20 protein-coding genes are annotated in these 19,439 nt (G+C 40.1%); 9 read left to right on the forward strand and 11 right to left on the reverse strand.

Annotation, left to right across the window (positions count from 1 at the left end):
• The first annotated feature begins 38 nt into the window (after positions 1 to 38).
• Complete coding sequence (locus tag H6G96_RS27540) at positions 39 to 386, forward strand: hypothetical protein (RefSeq protein WP_190915466.1); 348 nt, start codon at positions 39 to 41, stop codon at positions 384 to 386.
• On the opposite strand, the gene H6G96_RS27545 is transcribed toward H6G96_RS27540, so the two are convergent.
• From H6G96_RS27545 to H6G96_RS27560, 4 genes are all read right to left on the reverse strand, one after another.
• Positions 372 to 1,187: a peptidylprolyl isomerase gene (locus H6G96_RS27545; protein ID WP_190915468.1), complete on the reverse strand. Its 816-nt coding sequence runs from the start codon at positions 1,185 to 1,187 to the stop codon at positions 372 to 374. The genes H6G96_RS27540 and H6G96_RS27545 overlap by 15 nt on opposite strands.
• A 91-nt stretch (positions 1,188 to 1,278) precedes the next feature.
• A complete protein-coding gene (locus H6G96_RS27550) occupies positions 1,279 to 2,661 on the reverse strand; it encodes an HlyD family efflux transporter periplasmic adaptor subunit (RefSeq protein ID WP_190915470.1) in 1,383 nt (460 codons plus the stop codon).
• A gap of 36 nt (positions 2,662 to 2,697) precedes the next feature.
• Complete coding sequence (locus tag H6G96_RS27555) at positions 2,698 to 5,739, reverse strand: peptidase domain-containing ABC transporter (protein ID WP_190915472.1); 3,042 nt, start codon at positions 5,737 to 5,739, stop codon at positions 2,698 to 2,700.
• A 26-nt stretch (positions 5,740 to 5,765) separates the two neighbouring features.
• Positions 5,766 to 6,326, reverse strand: a complete 561-nt coding sequence (locus H6G96_RS27560; RefSeq protein ID WP_347242285.1) for a helix-turn-helix domain-containing protein — start codon at positions 6,324 to 6,326, stop codon at positions 5,766 to 5,768.
• 458 nt (positions 6,327 to 6,784) lie between these two features.
• On the opposite strand from H6G96_RS27560, the gene H6G96_RS27565 reads away from it, so the two are divergent.
• The 8 genes from H6G96_RS27565 to H6G96_RS27600 all read left to right on the forward strand — a co-directional run bounded on the left by H6G96_RS27565 (position 6,785) and on the right by H6G96_RS27600 (position 12,372).
• Positions 6,785 to 6,994 (forward strand): hypothetical protein, encoded by a 210-nt coding sequence (locus H6G96_RS27565; protein WP_190915474.1) that lies wholly within the window; start codon positions 6,785 to 6,787, stop codon positions 6,992 to 6,994.
• Positions 6,995 to 7,056: 62 nt separating this feature from the next.
• Complete coding sequence (locus tag H6G96_RS27570; RefSeq protein ID WP_190915476.1) at positions 7,057 to 7,299, forward strand: hypothetical protein; 243 nt, start codon at positions 7,057 to 7,059, stop codon at positions 7,297 to 7,299.
• A 78-nt stretch (positions 7,300 to 7,377) separates the two neighbouring features.
• A complete protein-coding gene (locus H6G96_RS27575) occupies positions 7,378 to 7,626 on the forward strand; it encodes a hypothetical protein (protein ID WP_190915478.1) in 249 nt (82 codons plus the stop codon).
• Between the two features lie 226 nt (positions 7,627 to 7,852).
• On the forward strand, positions 7,853 to 9,034 hold the full coding sequence (locus H6G96_RS27580) for an aminoglycoside phosphotransferase family protein (protein WP_190915480.1): 1,182 nt from the start codon (positions 7,853 to 7,855) through the stop codon (positions 9,032 to 9,034).
• Between the two features lie 26 nt (positions 9,035 to 9,060).
• On the forward strand, positions 9,061 to 10,164 hold the full coding sequence (locus tag H6G96_RS27585; RefSeq protein WP_190915482.1) for a T3SS effector HopA1 family protein: 1,104 nt from the start codon (positions 9,061 to 9,063) through the stop codon (positions 10,162 to 10,164).
• The gene (locus H6G96_RS27590; RefSeq protein WP_190915484.1) at positions 10,161 to 11,177 is read left to right on the forward strand and encodes an aldo/keto reductase; all 1,017 of its coding nucleotides are present in this window, start codon (positions 10,161 to 10,163) and stop codon (positions 11,175 to 11,177) included. The genes H6G96_RS27585 and H6G96_RS27590 overlap by 4 nt, the downstream gene beginning before the upstream one ends.
• Positions 11,178 to 11,242: 65 nt before the next feature.
• Positions 11,243 to 11,485, forward strand: coding sequence for a hypothetical protein (locus tag H6G96_RS27595; protein WP_190915565.1), 243 nt, complete (start codon positions 11,243 to 11,245; stop codon positions 11,483 to 11,485).
• A 62-nt stretch (positions 11,486 to 11,547) separates the two neighbouring features.
• Positions 11,548 to 12,372, forward strand: a complete 825-nt coding sequence (locus H6G96_RS27600) for a peptidylprolyl isomerase (RefSeq protein WP_190915486.1) — start codon at positions 11,548 to 11,550, stop codon at positions 12,370 to 12,372.
• A 20-nt stretch (positions 12,373 to 12,392) separates the two neighbouring features.
• Here the strand turns inward: H6G96_RS27600 and H6G96_RS27605 are convergent, their stop codons facing one another.
• The 7 genes from H6G96_RS27605 to acsF all read right to left on the reverse strand — a co-directional run bounded on the left by H6G96_RS27605 (position 12,393) and on the right by acsF (position 19,236).
• Complete coding sequence (locus tag H6G96_RS27605; protein WP_190915488.1) at positions 12,393 to 13,211, reverse strand: alpha/beta hydrolase; 819 nt, start codon at positions 13,209 to 13,211, stop codon at positions 12,393 to 12,395.
• A gap of 204 nt (positions 13,212 to 13,415) precedes the next feature.
• Entirely contained in the window at positions 13,416 to 13,808 is a 393-nt protein-coding gene (locus tag H6G96_RS27610; RefSeq protein WP_190915490.1) for a carboxymuconolactone decarboxylase family protein, read from the reverse strand.
• Positions 13,809 to 13,918: 110 nt separating this feature from the next.
• Positions 13,919 to 14,485 carry a retropepsin-like aspartic protease gene (locus tag H6G96_RS27615; protein WP_190915492.1) on the reverse strand — a complete coding sequence of 189 codons (567 nt, stop codon included), beginning with the start codon at positions 14,483 to 14,485 and terminating at the stop codon, positions 13,919 to 13,921.
• A gap of 531 nt (positions 14,486 to 15,016) precedes the next feature.
• Positions 15,017 to 15,790 carry a nucleoside phosphorylase gene (locus tag H6G96_RS27620; protein WP_190915494.1) on the reverse strand — a complete coding sequence of 258 codons (774 nt, stop codon included), beginning with the start codon at positions 15,788 to 15,790 and terminating at the stop codon, positions 15,017 to 15,019.
• An 11-nt stretch (positions 15,791 to 15,801) separates the two neighbouring features.
• On the reverse strand, positions 15,802 to 17,232 hold the full coding sequence (locus H6G96_RS27625; protein ID WP_190915496.1) for a hypothetical protein: 1,431 nt from the start codon (positions 17,230 to 17,232) through the stop codon (positions 15,802 to 15,804).
• A 385-nt stretch (positions 17,233 to 17,617) separates the two neighbouring features.
• Positions 17,618 to 17,929, reverse strand: coding sequence for a hypothetical protein (locus H6G96_RS27630; protein WP_190915498.1), 312 nt, complete (start codon positions 17,927 to 17,929; stop codon positions 17,618 to 17,620).
• A gap of 230 nt (positions 17,930 to 18,159) precedes the next feature.
• A complete protein-coding gene (acsF, locus tag H6G96_RS27635) occupies positions 18,160 to 19,236 on the reverse strand; it encodes a magnesium-protoporphyrin IX monomethyl ester (oxidative) cyclase (protein ID WP_190731574.1) in 1,077 nt (358 codons plus the stop codon).
• Between the last annotated feature and the right edge of the window lie 203 nt (positions 19,237 to 19,439).

Below are 19,439 nucleotides of genomic sequence, written 5' to 3' on the forward strand. Positions count from 1 at the left end.
TGTAGCCATCCCAACACATCTTGTCTAAATAGACTGTTATGAAAAAAATCCAAGTGCTAATATTTGCCGGGATTTTAGCAACAATTCTCTGGGGTGGGTTATTTGGAAACACTGCTTCATCCCAGCAAGTAGAGTCCCGCATCTACAACCTGGAAGCGGACTTTAATCGTGTCGAGTCACGATTAAACCAGATAGAGTCTCAACTGGGACAAAGCCGCCGACCTCCATCCCCAAGAACAACACTTACCCCACGACAGTCAAGAGGTTCCAGAGGTAATTTATCACAGCAAGATCCGATGTTTGATCGACTGGCAACTTTGGTGGTTGAATTGAAGCAACAAGTCAACAAATTAGAGGAACGAGTTTCTAAATTAGAAACTCGCTGAGTATTTTAATTGCTCTATGGAGTTTTCAAAACTTAACCTCTGCCTTAAGAAACTCATGTTTGGGTAAGAGGTTGAGGAAGAAGCTGATAGCTCCTTTTGACGATGTACTAGCCATTCAGAAAACAAGTTTGAGAGAATTTTTAAGCGCAATATCTCGTCCAATTGTGGCTCAATGAGTTCCTCAACCAAAATCAGATGCGCCCCCATCGATGTCAATATTGGTTTGACAACTTGCGGTGGAGTTGCTGCAAAGACAGCAGCAGAAATTTCTGGTTTCAAGTTTGCACGGTTTAATATCCCTCGATATCCTCCTTTTCTACGTAGTTCTGTATCTTGAATATATTGATGAGCAATTTCATGAAAACTCATTTCACCTTCACCCAATGCGTAAAATAGTTCCATAGCCAAATCAAAATCATCTAAAACTACTTCATACATAACTACTTGAGCATAATCAATCTGGTGTTCCACGAAAAAAGGTTCAACTTTATCTACAAATAGATGTTGAGCTAATTTCGAAGAAATTACTGTGAAATAAACTAATTCTTCAAACTCATCTAGAGATAAACTATGTTTTTGTAGCCATGACCAAGTAACATCAGCGCTAGTCAAATTATTCATTAAACGCAAACTATCTGCCGCTTGCTGTAGTTCTTCTGGCTCTACTTTAATCCCAATCTCTTCTGCCGTCTGTAAAATAATCTTGCGAGTAATAATACCTTCTACTACAGAAGGTATTTGGCATGAAAGCTTGATTTGCTTGATAATTTCGTCTTGAGTAACAGTTAGCATATCTGACATAGTAGAACTCCTTAGTGTTAAAAATGAAGTTGAAAATTGGCAATTTAAGAAACTAAATAGGAAGAAGTAGGTTGTTAAAATTTCCTTGTTTTTATAGTTTTAAGCCACCTTTTTGTAACTTTTTAAACGGATCTAACACAAAATCAATAATACGGCGTTGCCGAACAATTACCTCAGCAGTTGCTGTTTGACCAGGTGTTAAAGCAATACGTTTGTTTCCACTTTGAATATAAGTCTGTGGTACTGCAATTTCTAATTCAAAGTTTTCTATTTTACCTTGAGCAGTCTCTACAACTTTAGAGTCTGGCGAAATCCAGCGAAGCTTGCCTTCAGTTACTCCATAATCTTGGAAAGGATAAGCATCAAATTTCAGTTTTACAGGCATTCCTACACGGAGAAAACCACTTTCTTGACTGGGCATTTCGGCTCTAAATATCAAAGGCGCTCCTTGAGGTGCAATTTGAGTAACCATTTGCCCTGGTTGCACAACTGCTCCAGCATTATTTATAGATAACTGAAAAATTGTGCCATCAATAGGCGTGCGAAGAGTTTGCTGTTGTAGTTGAAATTGCAAAGACTGAATTTGTTTTTTGGTTTGGTCAATTTCTGATAGCACATCGACAACTTGAGATTGAAGTTCTTTAATTTGTTTCTGACTATCTAAAAGTGCAAGTTCACCCGTACGACTGATCCGTTGATTGGTGCTTTGTTGTTTAGTAATTTCGGTAGTAGCTTGCTGGATATCTGATTGAGCTTGTTCTAGAAGTCTCTGGCGTTCAAACATAGCGCCTTCTACTTCTTCTAATTTACTTTTAGAAATAGCGCCTTTTTGCCAAAGATATCGATAACGTTGTATTTCATTATTAGCTAATTTCAGGCGACCTTTTTCTAGAATATGTACTTGTTTACTAGAATTAAGCCGTTGCTGAATTTGGTCAAGTTGAGCAAGTTGTTCAGACTCTTGAGCTTGATTTTGTAATTGCTGAGTGCGTAAAGACATTGCCAGTTGATTTTTTAATAGCTGAAGCTGATTAACTCGATTTTGTTGCCCCTCAAGCTTGGCCTGGGTTTGTTGTAGTTCAGTGCGATTTATATCTGATTCCAACTCCAGTAAAATTTGTCCAGCTTTAACAGTTTCGCCTTCTTTAACCTTGATAGATATAACTTTTCCGGTAACAGGTGCATCTAATCTCAAAGTTCTACCTTGAGGTTCAAGCCGTCCTCTAGCATTACCTGTTTCGTCTACTTTAGATAGCATTGCCCAAGGTAAAACGATCGCCGCAAATATTACTAGCCAATATAGCAATCCGCGTGTCCAAACTCGTGGTAATGTATCAATTAATTCTTTAGTTAAAGAAGACCAGTCTTCACTAAGAGATGTAGAAGATTTTGGCTGAGGTTTTAAGTCCGCTTGACTACTAGGATAGTGGCCGTTCTGACTGAACTTTTCTTGTGTCGTAAATTCGCTTGTCATTGTTAATTCTCTGATTAATGAACAAAAATAATTGATTTAAATTGCTACAGTCAGTTGTTGTTGATTGAGGTAGAAGTATTTACCACGTTTAGCCATTAATTGATCGTGAGTGCCACTTTCTACCAATAAGCCTTTATCTAGCACCAAAATTCTGTCAGCATTACGTACTGTTGAAAGGCGATGTGCAATCACCACTGTTGTTCTATCTTGGAGAATTGTGTTCAGATTAGTCTGGATAATGCGTTCAGATTCAGCATCAAGACTACTGGTAGCTTCATCTAAAATCAGTAGTCGGGGATTTCCTACAAGGGCGCGAGCGATCGCTAACCGTTGTCTTTGTCCACCAGAAAGGGTTCCTCCCCCCTCACCAATCTGGGTTTCGTAGCCCATCGGTAATTCCTTAATAAATTGATGCGCTCCTGCTTGTGTAGCGGCTTCTATGATTTCTTCTAAAGAGGCTTCGGGATGACCTAAACTAATGTTTTCCCGAATCGTACTGCCAAACAGAAAGGTATCTTGGTCAACTACACCAATTTGTTGGCGGAGCGATCGCAATGACAAGGCGGTGATATCATACCCATCAATCAATATCTTCCCTTCTGTGGGCGGATACAGCCCCAATATCAGCTTAGAAATCGTTGTCTTTCCCGAACCACTGCGTCCGACAAGAGCGATCGTCTGTCCTGGTTGGACTTCAAAACTGATGTTTTCTAAGGTGTTTTTATCACTTTCTGGATGATAACGAAAAGTAACTTTGTCAAAGCGAATATAACCACGAATTGGCGGTAAAGATTGATGAGACTGGTGTTGTAAATCTTCTTCTGGTTCAGCATCAATCACATCATTAATTCGCTCAACAGCAATTAGTACTTCTTGCAAATCATTCCATAGTAAAATCAACCTTTGGAAGGGATTAATCACATTACCTAGCAACATATTGAAAGCAATCAGTTGCCCAATTGTAAGTTCATTTTGAATCACTTGCCACGCCCCAAACCACAGTAACACCGCGGTGATTACAGCTTCAATTCCAGAGCTAAATATTTGCAGTGTGTTGCCAATTACCTGCCCGGAAAAAGTCTTTTTAACTGATTTACCAAAAAGTTCTTCCCAATGCCAGCGTACTGTCTGCTCAACAGCCATAGACTTAATCGTGCGGATACCAGTCAGAGACTGAATCAAATACCCAGTTTCTTCGTTATGTGCCCCAAAAATCTCACGGGAAACACGCTGTAAGAAAGGTGTAGCAATCAACGCTAACAATACGAATGGTGGCACAATCACTAGGGTCAATAATGCCATCTTCCAACTATACCAAAACATCAACCCTACATAGACAAATACTGTTAGTAAATCGAGAAAGATAGATAGTGCTTCACCAGTTAAGAAACGTTGAATTTTGCGGTTTTCTTGTACGCGGGAAATAATATCGCCAACGTAGCGGGACTCGAAATAATTCAGAGGTAAACGGAAAGTATGGCTAATAAAACCTACAATCAAGGCTAGATCCACTCGGTTAGCTGTGTGGTCTAGAAGGTATTGCCGCAGCCCAGTTATGGCAACTCTAAAAAGGCTAAAAATTACTAAGCCTATGCCTACAGCCGTTAATGTTAGATCGCTGCGCTGTACAACTACTCGGTCTAACAATAATTGTGTAAATAGGGGTGTGATCAGACCAAAAATCTGAATGAGGATGGAAGCAATGAATACTTCCAACAATACCAGCCAGTGAGGCTTCGTTAATTCAAAAAACTGCCAGAAAGGAGTGTTAGTTTCTTTTGTCTCTCTAAGTAAGGCAGTGGGTTGGAGTAATAAAGTATAGCCAGTCCAACCTGCTTTAAATTCTGTATGAGAGAGGGTACGCTGACCAATAGCAGGATCTCCAACGATAACGCGATCGCCTTTAACTTCATAGACAACGATGTAATGTTTGCCTTCCCAATGCACAATAGCCGGGAGGCTTTGCTGGGCAAGTTTATCAAGGCTGGCTTTTACGGGTCGAGTCGAAAACCCGATGCTTTCTGCTGCTGCTGCTAAACCTCGCAGCGATGACCCATCCCGATCAACGTTGGCAATGTCTCGCAGCCGATTGACGCTAAAACGCTTACCCCAGTAAAGACCAACCATCACTAAGCAAGCGGCACCGCAATCAGATGCACTTTGTTGTTCAAAGAAGGGATAGCGCCGAGTGATACGTTGCCATAAATGACCAATTTTTACGGTTGGGCTAGGGAAGTAGGCTTTATTAATTTTTTTCTTGAACTGGTTTTTTGGCTCAACAGTAAATTGGGGAAATATAACAGGCTCAGACGCTGCTATTGGGTGGTTGTTAGCTGATGGAGCAGCATCGAGTTCAGCCAGTTGTGGTACATATTGCAGCGCAGTTTCCCAATGCGAACGGCTGAGGCTGTATAGTTGCGTTGGTTGAGTTACCTGCCAACCACGTTCTTTGGGTAACTGAGATAAGGTGTAAATATTGCCAGCAGTGAGTTTGAGTCCTGATGTGTGCAGTAGTTCGCCGCGACGCAGTATCCAAAGTTGCTGGTCTTTAAGTAAAGAAGATGGAAGTTTATTAATTTGGAGATTGTGCTGCTCTAGGAGTGGTTGTATTTGCATTACACCTTCGTAAGCAGCATTATTCAGCGCCGCATTTTGGCGACATAAAAGTAGTAAATCCCAAAGTACAGCTTGATGGTGAAGATGCTGCCCAATAGAAGGATACTTGCGGATGAGCGATCGCAAACAATTGCCCGGAATATAACCAAGTTTGAGATTTACTGAAGCCCTAGCAACGTAAGGTTGAAATTGCTCCTCTGGAAATAGCGTTAGTTGAGCAAATGATGTTCCCGCGCCTACAGAGGCGATTAAATTATCGGTGCGATCGAGCAATCTGACTTTACCTGCCAAGATTATATAAATGCCAACACTTGCGTCTGCTGTCTGCCAGAACAATTTGCCTGCACTATGCTGGAGAATTTCAATTTGTTTAATGCAGTCTGAAAGTTCTTGTTCTGAAAGAGTCTGCCCCAGAGTTTGGGCAAGCTGTTGAGTGGAAAATTCTGTTTTATTCTGAACCATGATTTGTTGAGAGTTTAACGCCAGAATTAATTACTTGTCTTAGCGAAATTCAGTGACCACCGAAAATCAGGCTCTACATTCGGTAGCAGGTTGCCTATAGTAATCCGAGAATTTCTTGTGTTATCAATTTCTTGCCCCGCAGTTTTACGTATCTGTCGAGTTGAAAGTCCCATCTCTTTGAGCAAGCGGTTAATGTGGCAAGCACTAACTTGAATTCCTATCTCTTTTGCCAGATGCTTGCTTAACCATTGTCCTGTCCAGCGCTCAAATGAATAGCCATACTCACGCGGACTATGACTTGCTAGTTCTTGCAAACGAGCCAAATATTGTTCATTCACAGCTTTGGGACGACCCATTAGGCGATCGCTCCAATGATGAGCTTGACCAGTCTGTGCCATAGTAATCCAGTGCCGTGCTGTCTCCTGAGAGCATCCTAAAGCTTCGCAGATTTGAGTCTGAGATTGACCTGCATCTGCCAACAACATAATTTCAATTCGACGGCGGTATTCTGGGCGTAAATCTGTTTCTAGACTCTTGAGCAAAAGCTTACGCTGAAACGCTGTTAAGTATATACCTTGCTTGTCCACAGCAATTCCTCCTGCTATAACTTGCAATGCCCAGATAGAAATGAATCTGGACGTTCCTTGACAACCTCTGTTACTTCTCTGAATCAAAACTCCGGGAATTCCACAACTCGTTACAAAGCTTTACAATAATCGGGTGAACTGTCAGAAGTATTGTTTTTCAGGCGATAGTGCTGTGACAGGGTAAAAACAGTACCATCTACAACAAAAACATAGCTTCAGTTTCAAATTAGATGATTCGGAGTAGTGACGCACTACTGCACTGTAGTTTTTCAGGAAAAAGTACTTTTATTTTTGAATATTAAATATTTTAATAATTAAAACATAACTCATTGAATTATGCATAAAGAATAACTTTTTAAGTATTGAAATTCTAGATTGAATCTCCGAAGATTGAAATGTGATTAAGCGATACACAGCTAATCCAATTTAAAACAACTTCTTCTAACAAGGAAAAATCAATGGCTACTATCAACATTTCTGACTTGCGTCCTACTGGTTCCGAACTTTTTTCTGACTTTTCTGACTCTGAAGGCTATATGGATGATTTAGTTGATAGTGAGATTGGCGCTATCCAGGGTGGCTCTCTAGCGCGTGTGGCTGTTAGTGTAAGCATTAGTGTAAGCGTCTTTATTACAACCTTCTTTGTTGGTGAAGGAGAAGCTAACTAAGCTGTAACAAAGCAGTTTACAGCTAATTTCATTTCAAGCAATTTCATTCAAGAGGAAAAATAATGGCTACTATCAATATTTACGATTTGCGTCCCACTGGTTCTGATCTGTTTTCTGATTCTGAGACATTTATGAATGATTTAGTTAATAGTGAACTCGGTGAAGTCTCTGGCGGTGGCATAACTCAACAAATAACGTCACGGGTACTCAGTGCCGCAGCTGCTACGGGTACGCCTGCGATTAGCTTTGTAGCTAGTGTGGTGGTTACTGGAGTTGTTGCATACACGATTCTACGCGATGATTAAGGATTTAGGTATTAAACAGCCACACTATTAGTGATTTCATTTTTTCCAAACTTACTTAATTCAATTGGAGAATTTCTCATGTCATCTATTACTATTGCTGAACTCAATGTAGCTGGACTTGACCTGTTTATGCACACAGAGAACTACCTAGATGCAGTAACTGATCGAGAGCTTGATTCTGTTAACGGTGGAATATTACCAGCAGTTCCTGCATTTTTTGCAGCTTCATCGGCACCGTGTGCAGCCATCGCACTGGAAGCCGCCAAAGGAGCTGTTGCAGGTATTGGTATAGGTATAGCTTCCGCCGTTTACACCAACAGAAAATAGTTTTTCAATAACTGTAGAAGCCTCGTTAACTAAGTCGAGATAACCTAGTTAACGAGGACTTCGGTAGGGTGGAGATCCAATTCTCTATGAAGATGCACTTAATACAGTACAGCTGCTCTAATCACACTAGGGTCGAACAATAATCATTAAGTGCCTTGTTATAGAGAACAAGAGACTGTTATTTGTGTAAGCAAGCAGAAACTCAACATCAGACATAGGGATACTTATGACACTTTTGTTAAACTCTCAAAACGTTTTTAAGTATTTAGTTGGGCAGAGTATTTGTAATCAAGAAGAACCAGATTTGAGCAAAATTGAACTAAAACTTGCCAAAAACTTTAATTTGTTATTAAGTTTCCAGAACGGTCGTAAACTCCTCGTCAAACAGGAGCGTCACAATCAAGAAGGGAAAATGGCTGGTGAGTTCCTCAATGAATGGCGGATTCAAGAGTTATTACAACGATTTCCAAAGATTAATCACATTTGTTCAATGATTTCGCAAATACTTCATTTTGATGCTGAAAATTCAATCATTGTTTTTAACTACCTCAATGACTATTGCGATTTATTTGAATTCTACACTAAAGAAAACGTTTTCCCAACAGCGATCGCAACTTCAATCGGAGCTACTCTAGCTACAATCCATCGCGCTACTTTTAACAATCAAAAATATCAGGAATTCTTCTCTCACAATTCTAAAGATATACCCGTTGCCCAGACTCCTAAATTTGCTCGTGGGCTAGAACGAATTAGCCCGGAAGTTTTTGGCCAGATGCCAGCAGATGGTCTGAAATTCTTTGCTCTCTATCAACGTTACGATAGTCTGGGAAAAGCGATCGCAGAACTCGCCACTGCTTTCGAGGCTTGTTGTCTAACACACAATGACCTAAAGCTGAACAACATCCTTTTGCACAACGATTGGGAGCAAACTATTTCTCAAGCAGAGCAATCGAGTCATAGTATTATTCGATTGATAGATTGGGAACGCGGCGCTTGGGGAGATCCTGCATCTGATTTAGGAATGCTAATTGGCAGCTACCTGCAAATCTGGTTAAGCAGCTTAGTTGTTAGTAAGTCTATTGATATTGAAGAGTCTTTACGTCTAGCTATGACTCCTCTTGAGGTAATTCAACCTTCGATTGCAGCCCTTACTAAAGCTTATCTTGGTAATTTTCCAGAAATCATAGAGCGCCGTCCTGATTTTTTAAGAAGAGTTGTGCAGTTTTCTGGCCTTGCCTTACTTCAACAAATTCAGGCAATGCTCCAATACCAAAAATCTTTTGGCAATACAGGAATCTGTATGCTTCAGGTTGCCAAAACTTTGTTGTGTCGCCCTGAACAATCAATCCTAACTGTTTTTGGAGTGGCAGAATCTGAACTCACTCACCTAAGCCGTTCTCTCGTTTAAGTATTTTTAGTTGCACCTAAACCATTATGCAATTATTAGATTCTCTTCAAAGTCAACCGCTAACTTCTACGCCAGATCAAATACTGGATTCTCTTCAAGATATTGCCAATCATGTTCAAATCCAGTCGAATTTTTGTATTAGCCATCCAGCTTACAAAACTTTTGAAATTCCTACTGAGGTAGTAGCCCGCTTTCAACGAATACCTTCGGATCTCCAGAATAAGTATCTGAGTCTACAACTGCAAAGTTTTCTCTACGGCATTTATTACAACGGCTCTATGCAAGCTTCCCTAGCAGCAGATGCAAGTTCAGATAACCTAGCACTGCATCAGAATCTAGAGAATAATACTTTTCTAGGAGTAGACGTAGAGTTTTACGATCGCCTACATAAAAGCAATACCGGAGAAGGCTACTTTGACCCAGGTTGGCAGGTGTTGCGGCAAGAATCTGATAATAGCCTCGCCGTGAGAAAGGGTGGTTTGACTTTGCATATTGAGCGCGATCGCCATTTACAACCTACCGAACAATCCGCATCTGTAGGCAACTTAGTAGCTATCCGTATGCCTCGTAATTTAGTTCAAAATGGATTTTACATGGCTGTTAGCAATGCCGGTCCAGACACTCATCCTCAGACAGTTAGAGTGTACTTTAACTTGACACCTGAAGGTGCGATCGCACTCATGGAAAGCCTGACACGGCAGCTGAATCAAATCAAAATCCCCTTCACCTTTAAAGTTCTATACAACCCTTCTGATTACGGACGCTATGACAGTGGGGTTCTCTACTTTGAGAAAAGTAATTATGAACCGATCCGGCAAGTGCTAAAAAATGTTTATGCAGAAAACCAATCGCATTTTCGCACCGAAGTACCCTTGTTCACAAAGTTACTTGCCCCTGGACTTGCTCTAGCAGAAGAACCAGATTGCAAATTTGCTGCTGTAGAGAGTTTTGGGATGAACCGTTGCCAAATTGTTGCCAATGGCTTGCTAGAAGCACGGGCTACAGGTGATGAATCGCCCCAGAGCCGGATGGCAGCTATCCATCAGCACTTTTCTCTTCTAGGGATTGATTGGCAGCATTCTTACCTAAATGCCAACTCTCTTGACATCTACACCCCTTTAGACCAATGAAACTAACCGATCTTGCATTGCCTAAAGTAGCCTCAGTCAGCGAAGTTAGTCATGTAACAAATAATTTTCCAGAGTCCGATTTACCGTTTTACCGCAAACTAGGGCGGACTGATTTAACAGTCAGTTGTCTCGGCTTAGGTGGCGGCGGTAGCATCTCTAGTGAAGATACCCTTTACGCTTTCGAGCGTGGAATTAACTACTTTTTCTACTCTAGCGATTTGCACCACTATATCTACAGTCCGATGTCTGGAGCATTGCGCCAGCTTTGTGGACGTGGCTCCTCAGTGCGAGAGAAAGTGGTGCTGGCAACCGTGACTTATATCAAAAGTCCAGAAATGGCGCTAGCTGCTCTATTAGATCAATTCGTAGAGCTAAATATTGATTATATCGATGTGTTGTTCTGGGGCTGGATTGGTTCTAACGATCAGTCAGTTTTACAGAATTGCTTGCAGCTTTCTCCTGATTTAAGAGGCAGCAATAGCGTCTATCAGCGCACCATTGAAAGAATGTTTGGCGCTTCCGAAAGACTCAAGAAGATGGGAGCCGTCCGCTATATTGGTGCTTCTTTTCATGATATTAATTTGGCGCAACAGTGCTTGCATAGCGACCTATTAGATGTGGTGATGGTCAGACATAATGTCGCGCATCGGTCTGCTCAGAGTCAGATATTTAATCAATTGAACGCGCAAGACCCATCTCGACCAGGTATTGTCACCTTCAAATCTACAGGTTCTCACTCAGGCGCACTTTGGGATGCTCCGGTTGGTTTACCTGAAAAATGCTGGCGGCCTACTGTTCCTGACTTATACCGATATTCGTTAACACAGAACTGTGTTGATGTTTGCTTAACAGGTTTGACTCGACGTGAAGAAATTGATGCAGCGATCGCTGGAGTCCAGCAGAGTAAACTCACTCCTATTGAACTTGACTACCTCAACCTTTACGGTGATTTACATCGTCAAAAGCTGAAAATTCAGGAAATTTCATCTGAGCGATTACTTTACCGAGTTTAGACAACAATGCCAACTAACACAGTGCGATCGCAAGTTAAATAACTTTAACTTAGGAGATATTTCTAATGGCAAGTATTAAGATTTCCAACTTATACCCTGCTGGTTCTGAATTGTTCAAAGATTCCGAAAGCTTTATGACCGAGTTATTTGATAACGATTTAATCAGTAGTAATGGTGGTATAGGGATAGTAAACTACAGTCCTTGGTGCTATCCCACAATCACAATATATAGCCCCAAGTGTAAACCTTCAGTTCGGTGTACCATCCATACTACTCTACCCATCCCTACTATACCCACAGTGGGCTAGACCCAACTCAGGCAGGTAAATAACAATTTTTGCACCACAATCTACTTTGAAAGGAAAAGAAAATGATCGCAGAAAGTTTAGAAAAAAACGCCAGTCTTCTTAACGGGAAAAATTCCCATACAGAACTGACTCCTGAGTTGGAGTCCACAGATAAATTTGTACTGCCAGAAATTGCCCTAGCAACAAACGAAGATATTATTGCTTACCTGCGCCGTTCTCACAAAATTGCTGAAATTGCAGTTTTAGCTGAATATGATGCATTAGTTTTGGGTATTTGTGAGCAGTTCGGCATTACTATTACTGATGAAGAACTGCAAGCAGCAGGAGATACCTTTCGTTTGGAACACAAGTTGTTAGGTGCTTCTGAAACTTTAGCATGGCTTCAAAAGCAGCGAATTTCCGTAGAAGATTGGTCTAAGGGTATCAAATTAGAACTACTTACAAAAAAGTTAAAACAATATCTGCTTGGAGATGCTGTTGATAGTCATTATTTGAGTAATCGTAACGACTATCAACGTGTTGCCCTATCTCAGATTTTAGTCAGCGATTTAACAGAGGCTAAAAAAGTAACTTATGCAATTCAAGAATTAAATGAGTCCTTTTGTGCTGTAGCAATAGAGTACTCCAAAGGTAAACAGTCTAAACAAAATGGTGGTTTTGTTGGTGTTCGCTTTTTATCAGAATTAATGCCAGAGATTGTACAAGCGATCGCTCAAGCAAAAGAAGGCGAGGTAATTGGGCCAATACATACAAAACTGGGTTATCACATTCTCAGAATTGAGAAGCGCTTCCCTGCCGAATTCAATGAAAGTCGGGAGCAAGTATTAGAATCTCTGTTTCAAGATTGGCTACAGGCAAATACTATCTCTCATTTACATGAAGGGTGATGACCGATAATCGTTAACCCTCAACAGTTAACACTTAACACTGGTTTCAACTTCCGCAAGAAGTTAAGCATGGCTGAAACCACAGCATCCGGTGACTCAATTAAGAAGCCATGACCCCCACCGTCAAGGACTACAAGTTCACTGTTGGGAATGCTTTGAGCAAGTTCCTGGGAAAACTTTAGCGGGGTGAGAATGTCTTGTTTACCAACTAGAACTAGTGTAGGACAATGAATTTTTTGAAGGCGGTCTGTTGTATCAAAGTCAAGCATGGCTCGGCTGTGATGAAGAAGTGAATGAGTCGCTGGCGGGAAAGGATATCTAATTGCAAATTCGATCAGACTTTCGATCATCCCAGGAATCGAGTAGAACGTATCTGTAAATATCCAGGGTAATACGACTTTTTCATAAAGTTTCAAGTCTACATTAGTGCAGAGTTCCCCCCAAGTCTCGATGATGCTGTTAAATAATCCATCACCCTTTGCCAACGATGAAAGTAATATCAGACTTTGTACCTTTTCAGGATGTGCTAACGCTAGTTCTTGGGCTATCTGACCACCCATTGAATGACCTACTAGATGCACCTTATTGATCGCAATGTGATCGAGCAATGCTGCAACGTCACTAGCCATCTGTTTCAGACTATAAGGGTTTTCGGGAGCAGAACTTCGCCCCATACCTCGGTTGTCTAAGCGAATAACTTGATACTGCGAAATCAACGATGGCATAATCAGCGACCAATAAGCATGATCGCAAAGGAAGCCAGCTATTAATAGCAAAGGCTCACCCGTTCCCTTAATGTCGTAGAACAAATCAATCCCGTTAATCTGAATTTTTGGCATAGTCAATAATTTTGCTAAACCTGATCTTTAACAGGGATGGACAAGGCTACACTCTTATACCAATTTTTTATAAAGCTGCATAGAATTCGATCCCCCCTAGCCCCCCTTGATAAGGGGGGAACTGGAAAAACATCTATCAAAGTCCCCCTTTTTAAGGAGGATTTAGGGGGATCAAGATATGTGCAACTTCACATTAAATTGGTATTACGTCTTAAATCTCTCATCCACCGGAATTTGATAGCCGTTGGCGAGGCGATTGGTCATGTTGGCAGTGGCTGCGATCGCCATGAGTTCCGCGAACATGGTATCATTCATGCCCTTGGCACGCGCCCCTGCTGTGTGCGAAGCAATGCAATAATCACAGCCATTGGTTGCACTCACAGCGATATAAATTAGTTCGCGCATCAGTGGATCTATCTCACCAGGACTAGTCATCACTTCCTTCACCGCTTGCCAAGTTCGTTGTAAGGTAGGGGGATGATTGGCTATAGCTTTCCAAAAGTTATTGATATAGTCATTCTGCCGCGTGGTGCGGATGTCGTCATATACTGCGCGGACTTCGTCGCTGGCTTCTTCGTATTCAATCAGCTTAGTCATGAGTTGACAATCACTCCGCTAAGTAGTAATGCTATGGGATTTATCCTCATGCTTTTGGACTTATTTATTAGATACCAAAATGTAGGATACTACGTTTTTAACTGCGAACATTAGCGGTGATAAAATTCGACCTCTTTTTCCAGAATCTTAATATCATACTTGCCAAAAAAATCGTGACCCAGTAAACCGATGCTTGCTTTTGGTGCGATCGCTACCTGAAGATTATTGGCTGTAACTCCACCTGCTGCAATAGATTTTATCTTACTGGTTGGGAATTCTACTTCCCTGCCATCGGCAATTTGGGCTTGGATTGTACCTGTAGCCTGGAGTTTAAGTGTATTCGCCATACCTTGAGTGATAATGGTTCCACTAGAACCTGTATCTACAATCATTTCAAAGGTTTTTTTATCATTGAAGGTAACGTCAATCACAGGAGTTCCACCAAAGCGGCGTTTGACTGGGACTCGAAAAACTCTGTTGTCTGAAGGTGCGGCAAATATATTATTGCTACAAAGCCTTTCCAATCCAACGGTTTTACCAGAGGAGGTTACCATGTAACATGCTCCTGGATCGTCAGCTGTTGCCCGATGAGAGAATGCTAAAAATATCAGCGTCGGCATTAGTGCAATTGCAGCTAGGTTAACGGTCGTAATCCAATGCCTCCAAGCATTCCTCATGTTAAATTTTTCTCCAATTTCGCTGATATCTTTATAATAAATAAATTCATTATAGTGGGTGCAAAAATTAGTGCTATAAACCCATTATTTTCAGAGTAAAAGCCATTTTTTAGAACTCTTTATTACAAATAATTTTCAAATAACTGACATTTTTTGTGATAATTATTGTTTATATAATATGTCTTTAATATTCACATTTTTTTGTACTTATAAGCTAATTAGTGAGTTTTTTGATTTTTATTTATGTATCTCCATAAAATAAAATTGTCAAGTCAAAGTACAGGATTTATGAAATTTTTGTTAGATAAGCATCTTGATGAAGAAAATAGCCTGATAAAATGCCTAAACCCTTGCCATTAAAGGATTTTTCTACTTTAGATGCCTTTGCCCTGATAAAATTGCATCTTACTCAATACATTTTACCTAGGATTACTGATTAATAAATTAAAGATTAGGTGAAGACATGAGAAAATTACTTATAGCAGATTAAATCTGGCAGACTAAGAAGTTAGATAAGAGAAATTTCTTAGCTTATTCAAGGTTTGCTGCTGCATATACAGCAGTTGCGATCGCATTTTGAACAGCAATATCTTTTTGTTCTAAGATGATATTTTCATCAACAGTACGGCCAGCTACTACACCGCAAACAGCAGCAGCAGCAAAATTATACACTCCTGCCATTTTAAATAGTGTGCCGCATTCCATCTCATAATTCAAGATATTCAAGCGCCGATATTCTTCTGTAATACCATGCAGCGATCGCATTAAATTTGGATTCGCAGAATCAGTGCGTTCTTGTCCTTCGTAAAAAGTATCAACTGATGCCGTGATTCCTATGTAATGTTCAACTTTTAATTCTCGCGCGGCTTCAACTAAAGCAACTGTGAGAAAAGGATCGGCTGCGGCTGGATACTCCATAGGTGCAATGTCATTTGCTGCACCTTGGCGACACAATGCTGCACTGCTAATAACAACGCTACCAACTGGTATATGCGGTTGAATTGATCCGCAAGTTCCAATGCGAATAATTTGCCGGATTCCTACTTGTACTAATTCGTTGACAACAATACTTAATGAAGGCGCACCTATACCACTAGTAGCTGATAAGATGATGCGACCATTAGGCAAATATCCTACATAGCTATTGAGTCCGCGATTTTCGGACAACAAGCGCACATCTTGTAAAGAAGTTTGGGCAATGAGACGCGATCGCTCTGGATCGCCAGATAATAGGGCAATGCTGGGAGGTGATGAACCTAAATCGTCTTGTCCAAAACCAATGTGATAAAAGTGTTTATTTGGCATAGAGTGAAAAATTAGCGATCGCCTTTGCTAGAGTCTAAATCATCTGCACCATTTTGCGAATCACTACTATCTACTTTATTTGGTAGTCTATTTAAAGCAATTGCACTGTTAGCTAATTTTTTATCCGGCATATTTAAACTATTTATATCAATTGATAATTCATTATTAACTGGTTTATATTCAGAATTTTCTCGGTTTGCACCTGCTATCTCTTCTGCTTTGCCGATAAAATCCTTTGCAAGCCGTTCGCTAAAACCAACAACGAATGCTATAACAAAAATTAAAGACCTTTGTTGATCTTGAGATGATTCCTGATTGGTAGTTGGATTTAGCTTGAATACGCTGGGATTAATAAACATTGATATTATTCCGGAGTTAATTAAGGCTAAAAACAAAACAGCAAATGCTCCTCCGATCATTGGTTTAAAAGCACCCACAAGGAATGGAGTTAATGGATCAGAATATTTCTTATTTTGAAATTCTTCAATTCTGATTAAAATACTGATAATGCTACCTAATGTTCCTGCCGAAATAGCTAGACTTAGTTGAAGGAGAAATTCATTATACTTCTGATTTACAGATTGCCTTTTGCTATATTGTGCATTTAATTCAGCAAGATTACTATTTAATGTTGTTAATTCTGTACTTTTAAATTCTGCATTTTTTTGTGATATTATACCTAATTCTTTAATTTCTTCTTTGGTTTGTTTTAACTTGTTAACATTAACATCAGGAGTAAAATTATTGTTTTCTGATTGTTCTTGTTGTTCAGCTTTATTTTGAATTGCCTCTACCCGGCTATCTGTATATTTTTGAATCTCTTTGATTTCATTTTGCAATGCTTTCTTGTTGATATTATAATTATTATTGTTGTAATAATTAATAACTTCTGAGAAAATCCAAAGTCCTGCAATAGAAGAAGAAGTAATTCCTCCATATATAAAAACGGCACTTATTAGTCCAAAAATTACTTTAGTCGTCGTTGATGGTGAACGATGAACTGATAAAAAGGGGTTGATGATAAATCCTGTTAGAGGATGTTCATATTTACAAACAATTTGTTCAACGTCAAATCTAATAGCTTGAGCAATATTTACATTTGAAGATGATTCGCGGAGAGCTTCTATTGCAAATATTAAAGCTTTAGAGAGTTCAATCAGTTCTCTTTGAATTTTATCACTATTGTCAGGTATAACTATTCTCGGTATTCTGTTCCACCAAATATTTTGTGGTGTATTTTTATTAATGAGTTTTTGAAGTCTATTAAACAATATAATTATTTGAGATATTTCTTTTCCCGCTGCTACTAATCCTTCTTGTTTGCTTGGATCAGCAAAATTATTTAAATTATTTTTATAAAAATCTTTTATCAGTGCTTGAATCAGTGTCCTGCTTTCATTCAACTTCCAATCATTATCAGTTATATTTTCATTAGAAACCATTTTGCCTCCAATTATTTTAAAATTTCATAGGTATTGAATAGGGCTACTGAATATCTGTGAATTGCTTTGAGGTAATTAACCAAGATACTCAATCACTCTGTTTTTGCTTAGTTGCTACTTATATCCACATTATTCTTAGCATGGAATATAGGATTGGGCAGTAAATAGTACACTCAAGGGTACTTTTTATGTAGACACATACTCCTACGAAGAAGCAAGCTACGTGGAGTGTCTGTCTGCGACACGCTGCACGTTTGCCTAGCATCCGCAGGGAACGTAGAGAAGTTTTTTGTTGCCAGACATAGCTGTGGTTATTTCCGGTAGAACCATCTTCATAGATGGCATTGCTACTGTTCTCGAAAGGGTTTATTCACTCTAGTAACAATTAACGTCTGTCTCTAATCAAATCTTCTATAGCTCGCTCCCAATACCACTGCTCGCTTTTCCCTGGATATTGCCTTTTAGCAACTGTAATAAGGCGTTGGCATGCATCACGATCTCCTTGCAGCATACTTATTAATTGTGATTGAGTGTAGTTATCTACATTTGTAGTAGTTTTCGCTTGAGTAAATTGTTTTTGCGGATTACGATTGTTAGTGCTTGGCTTTTGGTTTTTCATTTCTTGGAAAAGGCTTAAAATTAGGAATCCTAAACCTACGATGATGACAATCGGTGTAAGGGTTATTAAAATTTCCATTATGAGTTGGTAGAGCAACTCAATCTAGGATGCTGGATTTTCCCTGTTGATAACATCGGGGAATTCCACATCTAAGAGTCAAAATTATTAAACTAATCTTTTCATCAAATCCGATTTTTGCCTGCCAGTAAGTTAGCGATCGCACTACCAATCACATCTAATATTTAGGATAAAAAAAAGTGGCTCTGCAATCAGCAGAACCACTAAAGCTTTCGCAAACCTGTTTTAACTTAACGTACTGCCCCTTGAGCAGAAACAGTATCAATCGGCTTCATCAGGTACAGCCGCAATAACTGCCAGCCATTAGAGATGTAAAGTGGCAGTTTTTGGAAGATTTGCAGGAATTTAGGAGTGCTGGAGTTAGCGATCGCACCCAGCTTTTCATTATTACTGATACAAGTATCCAAGCGCTGATAAAACTCTGGATTTTCTACATCCAGCATCAGTGGGAACACCCTACCTGCATTTTCATTAGTCTTCTTAATTACATGGATGTCGTATTCCCGTGCATCCAATCCAAGGGTGGCATAAAAGTCCTTGCGTTGAATGTCATTGAGATACATTGTCGCAAACACCGACAACAGGAAGAACCGACTCCACAGCCGTGCTTTCCAATCATTCAATATTTGCGGCTGGGATTTCATGATCGCATCAAAGAAATCGCCGTGACGGTTTTCATCTTGACACCAGTTCTCAAAGAACCGGAAGATTGGATAAACCCGGTCTTCGGGATGTGCTTCTAAATGGCGATAAATGGTGATGTAGCGCCAATAACCGATCTTCTCAGAAAGATAAGTAGCGTAGAAGATGAATTTCGGTTTAAAGAAGGTATAACTGCGGCTCTTAGTCAAAAACCCTAAATCTAGGGACAGATTAAAGTCCGACAAAGCTTTGTTCAAAAAGCCAGCGTGACGCGCTTCATCCCGTGACATCAAGTTAAAACACTCTGCCAAGACGGGGCTTTTTCCTTTCAAGCGACGACCAAGTTCTTTATACAGCAAAAAGCCGGAAAACTCTGCCGTACATGAGCGTTCTAGAAACTCAACGAACAATCGGCGAGTTTCCCCGTCAATATGATCCCAGGATTGTTCAAACTCGGCATCCCGAACAAAGTGATGGCGGTTGTAGTCAGTGCGGAACTCTTCGAGAATGGCTTGTAACTCGTCTTCATTGACGGAAATATCCATCCGCGCCATTTCATCAAAATCGGTAGTATAAAACCGAGGTGTTAACAAGGTTTCTTTTGCCGGGACTTTAATCCCTGGCCGGATTTCTTCAAAGCCTGGTTTTTTGAGGGAATCTACCATGTCTTGATTGCTCTTTCGTCTTTATTATCTTAAGTAGACCCTTCGGCTTGGTGCAGTTCCTTATGGGGAAACCCCCAATATCGGAATGCCTCACCAGAAAGCTAAGGGTAATGTTCTGTTAAGGCGTAACAGCCGACAATAATGCAATTGTATAAAGTTTAGTCTACCAAGGTGCGGGTTAGAAATTTGTAAGCAAAAGATTA

The sequence above is a fragment of the Nostoc sp. FACHB-892 genome, assembly GCF_014698795.1.
In the GTDB taxonomy this organism is placed as follows: Bacteria; Cyanobacteriota; Cyanobacteriia; order Cyanobacteriales; family Nostocaceae; genus Nostoc.

Bases quoted from the DNA above. Each gene is read 5' to 3' on its own strand.
- H6G96_RS27585 (WP_190915482.1), top strand. From the start codon at position 9,061: ATGCAATTATTAGATTCTCTTCAAAGTCAACCGCTAACTTCTACGCCA.
- H6G96_RS27570 (WP_190915476.1), top strand. From the start codon at position 7,057: ATGGCTACTATCAATATTTACGATTTGCGTCCCACTGGTTCTGATCTG.
- H6G96_RS27600 (WP_190915486.1), top strand. From the start codon at position 11,548: ATGATCGCAGAAAGTTTAGAAAAAAACGCCAGTCTTCTTAACGGGAAA.
- H6G96_RS27590 (WP_190915484.1), top strand. From the start codon at position 10,161: ATGAAACTAACCGATCTTGCATTGCCTAAAGTAGCCTCAGTCAGCGAA.
- H6G96_RS27555 (WP_190915472.1), bottom strand. From the start codon at position 5,739: ATGGTTCAGAATAAAACAGAATTTTCCACTCAACAGCTTGCCCAAACT.
- H6G96_RS27630 (WP_190915498.1), bottom strand. From the start codon at position 17,929: ATGGAAATTTTAATAACCCTTACACCGATTGTCATCATCGTAGGTTTA.
- H6G96_RS27575 (WP_190915478.1), top strand. From the start codon at position 7,378: ATGTCATCTATTACTATTGCTGAACTCAATGTAGCTGGACTTGACCTG.
- acsF (WP_190731574.1), bottom strand. From the start codon at position 19,236: ATGGTAGATTCCCTCAAAAAACCAGGCTTTGAAGAAATCCGGCCAGGG.
- H6G96_RS27625 (WP_190915496.1), bottom strand. From the start codon at position 17,232: ATGGTTTCTAATGAAAATATAACTGATAATGATTGGAAGTTGAATGAA.
- H6G96_RS27610 (WP_190915490.1), bottom strand. From the start codon at position 13,808: ATGACTAAGCTGATTGAATACGAAGAAGCCAGCGACGAAGTCCGCGCA.
- H6G96_RS27545 (WP_190915468.1), bottom strand. From the start codon at position 1,187: ATGTCAGATATGCTAACTGTTACTCAAGACGAAATTATCAAGCAAATC.
- H6G96_RS27550 (WP_190915470.1), bottom strand. From the start codon at position 2,661: ATGACAAGCGAATTTACGACACAAGAAAAGTTCAGTCAGAACGGCCAC.
- H6G96_RS27605 (WP_190915488.1), bottom strand. From the start codon at position 13,211: ATGCCAAAAATTCAGATTAACGGGATTGATTTGTTCTACGACATTAAG.
- H6G96_RS27565 (WP_190915474.1), top strand. From the start codon at position 6,785: ATGGCTACTATCAACATTTCTGACTTGCGTCCTACTGGTTCCGAACTT.
- H6G96_RS27580 (WP_190915480.1), top strand. From the start codon at position 7,853: ATGACACTTTTGTTAAACTCTCAAAACGTTTTTAAGTATTTAGTTGGG.
- H6G96_RS27620 (WP_190915494.1), bottom strand. From the start codon at position 15,790: ATGCCAAATAAACACTTTTATCACATTGGTTTTGGACAAGACGATTTA.
- H6G96_RS27540 (WP_190915466.1), top strand. From the start codon at position 39: ATGAAAAAAATCCAAGTGCTAATATTTGCCGGGATTTTAGCAACAATT.
- H6G96_RS27615 (WP_190915492.1), bottom strand. From the start codon at position 14,485: ATGAGGAATGCTTGGAGGCATTGGATTACGACCGTTAACCTAGCTGCA.
- H6G96_RS27595 (WP_190915565.1), top strand. From the start codon at position 11,243: ATGGCAAGTATTAAGATTTCCAACTTATACCCTGCTGGTTCTGAATTG.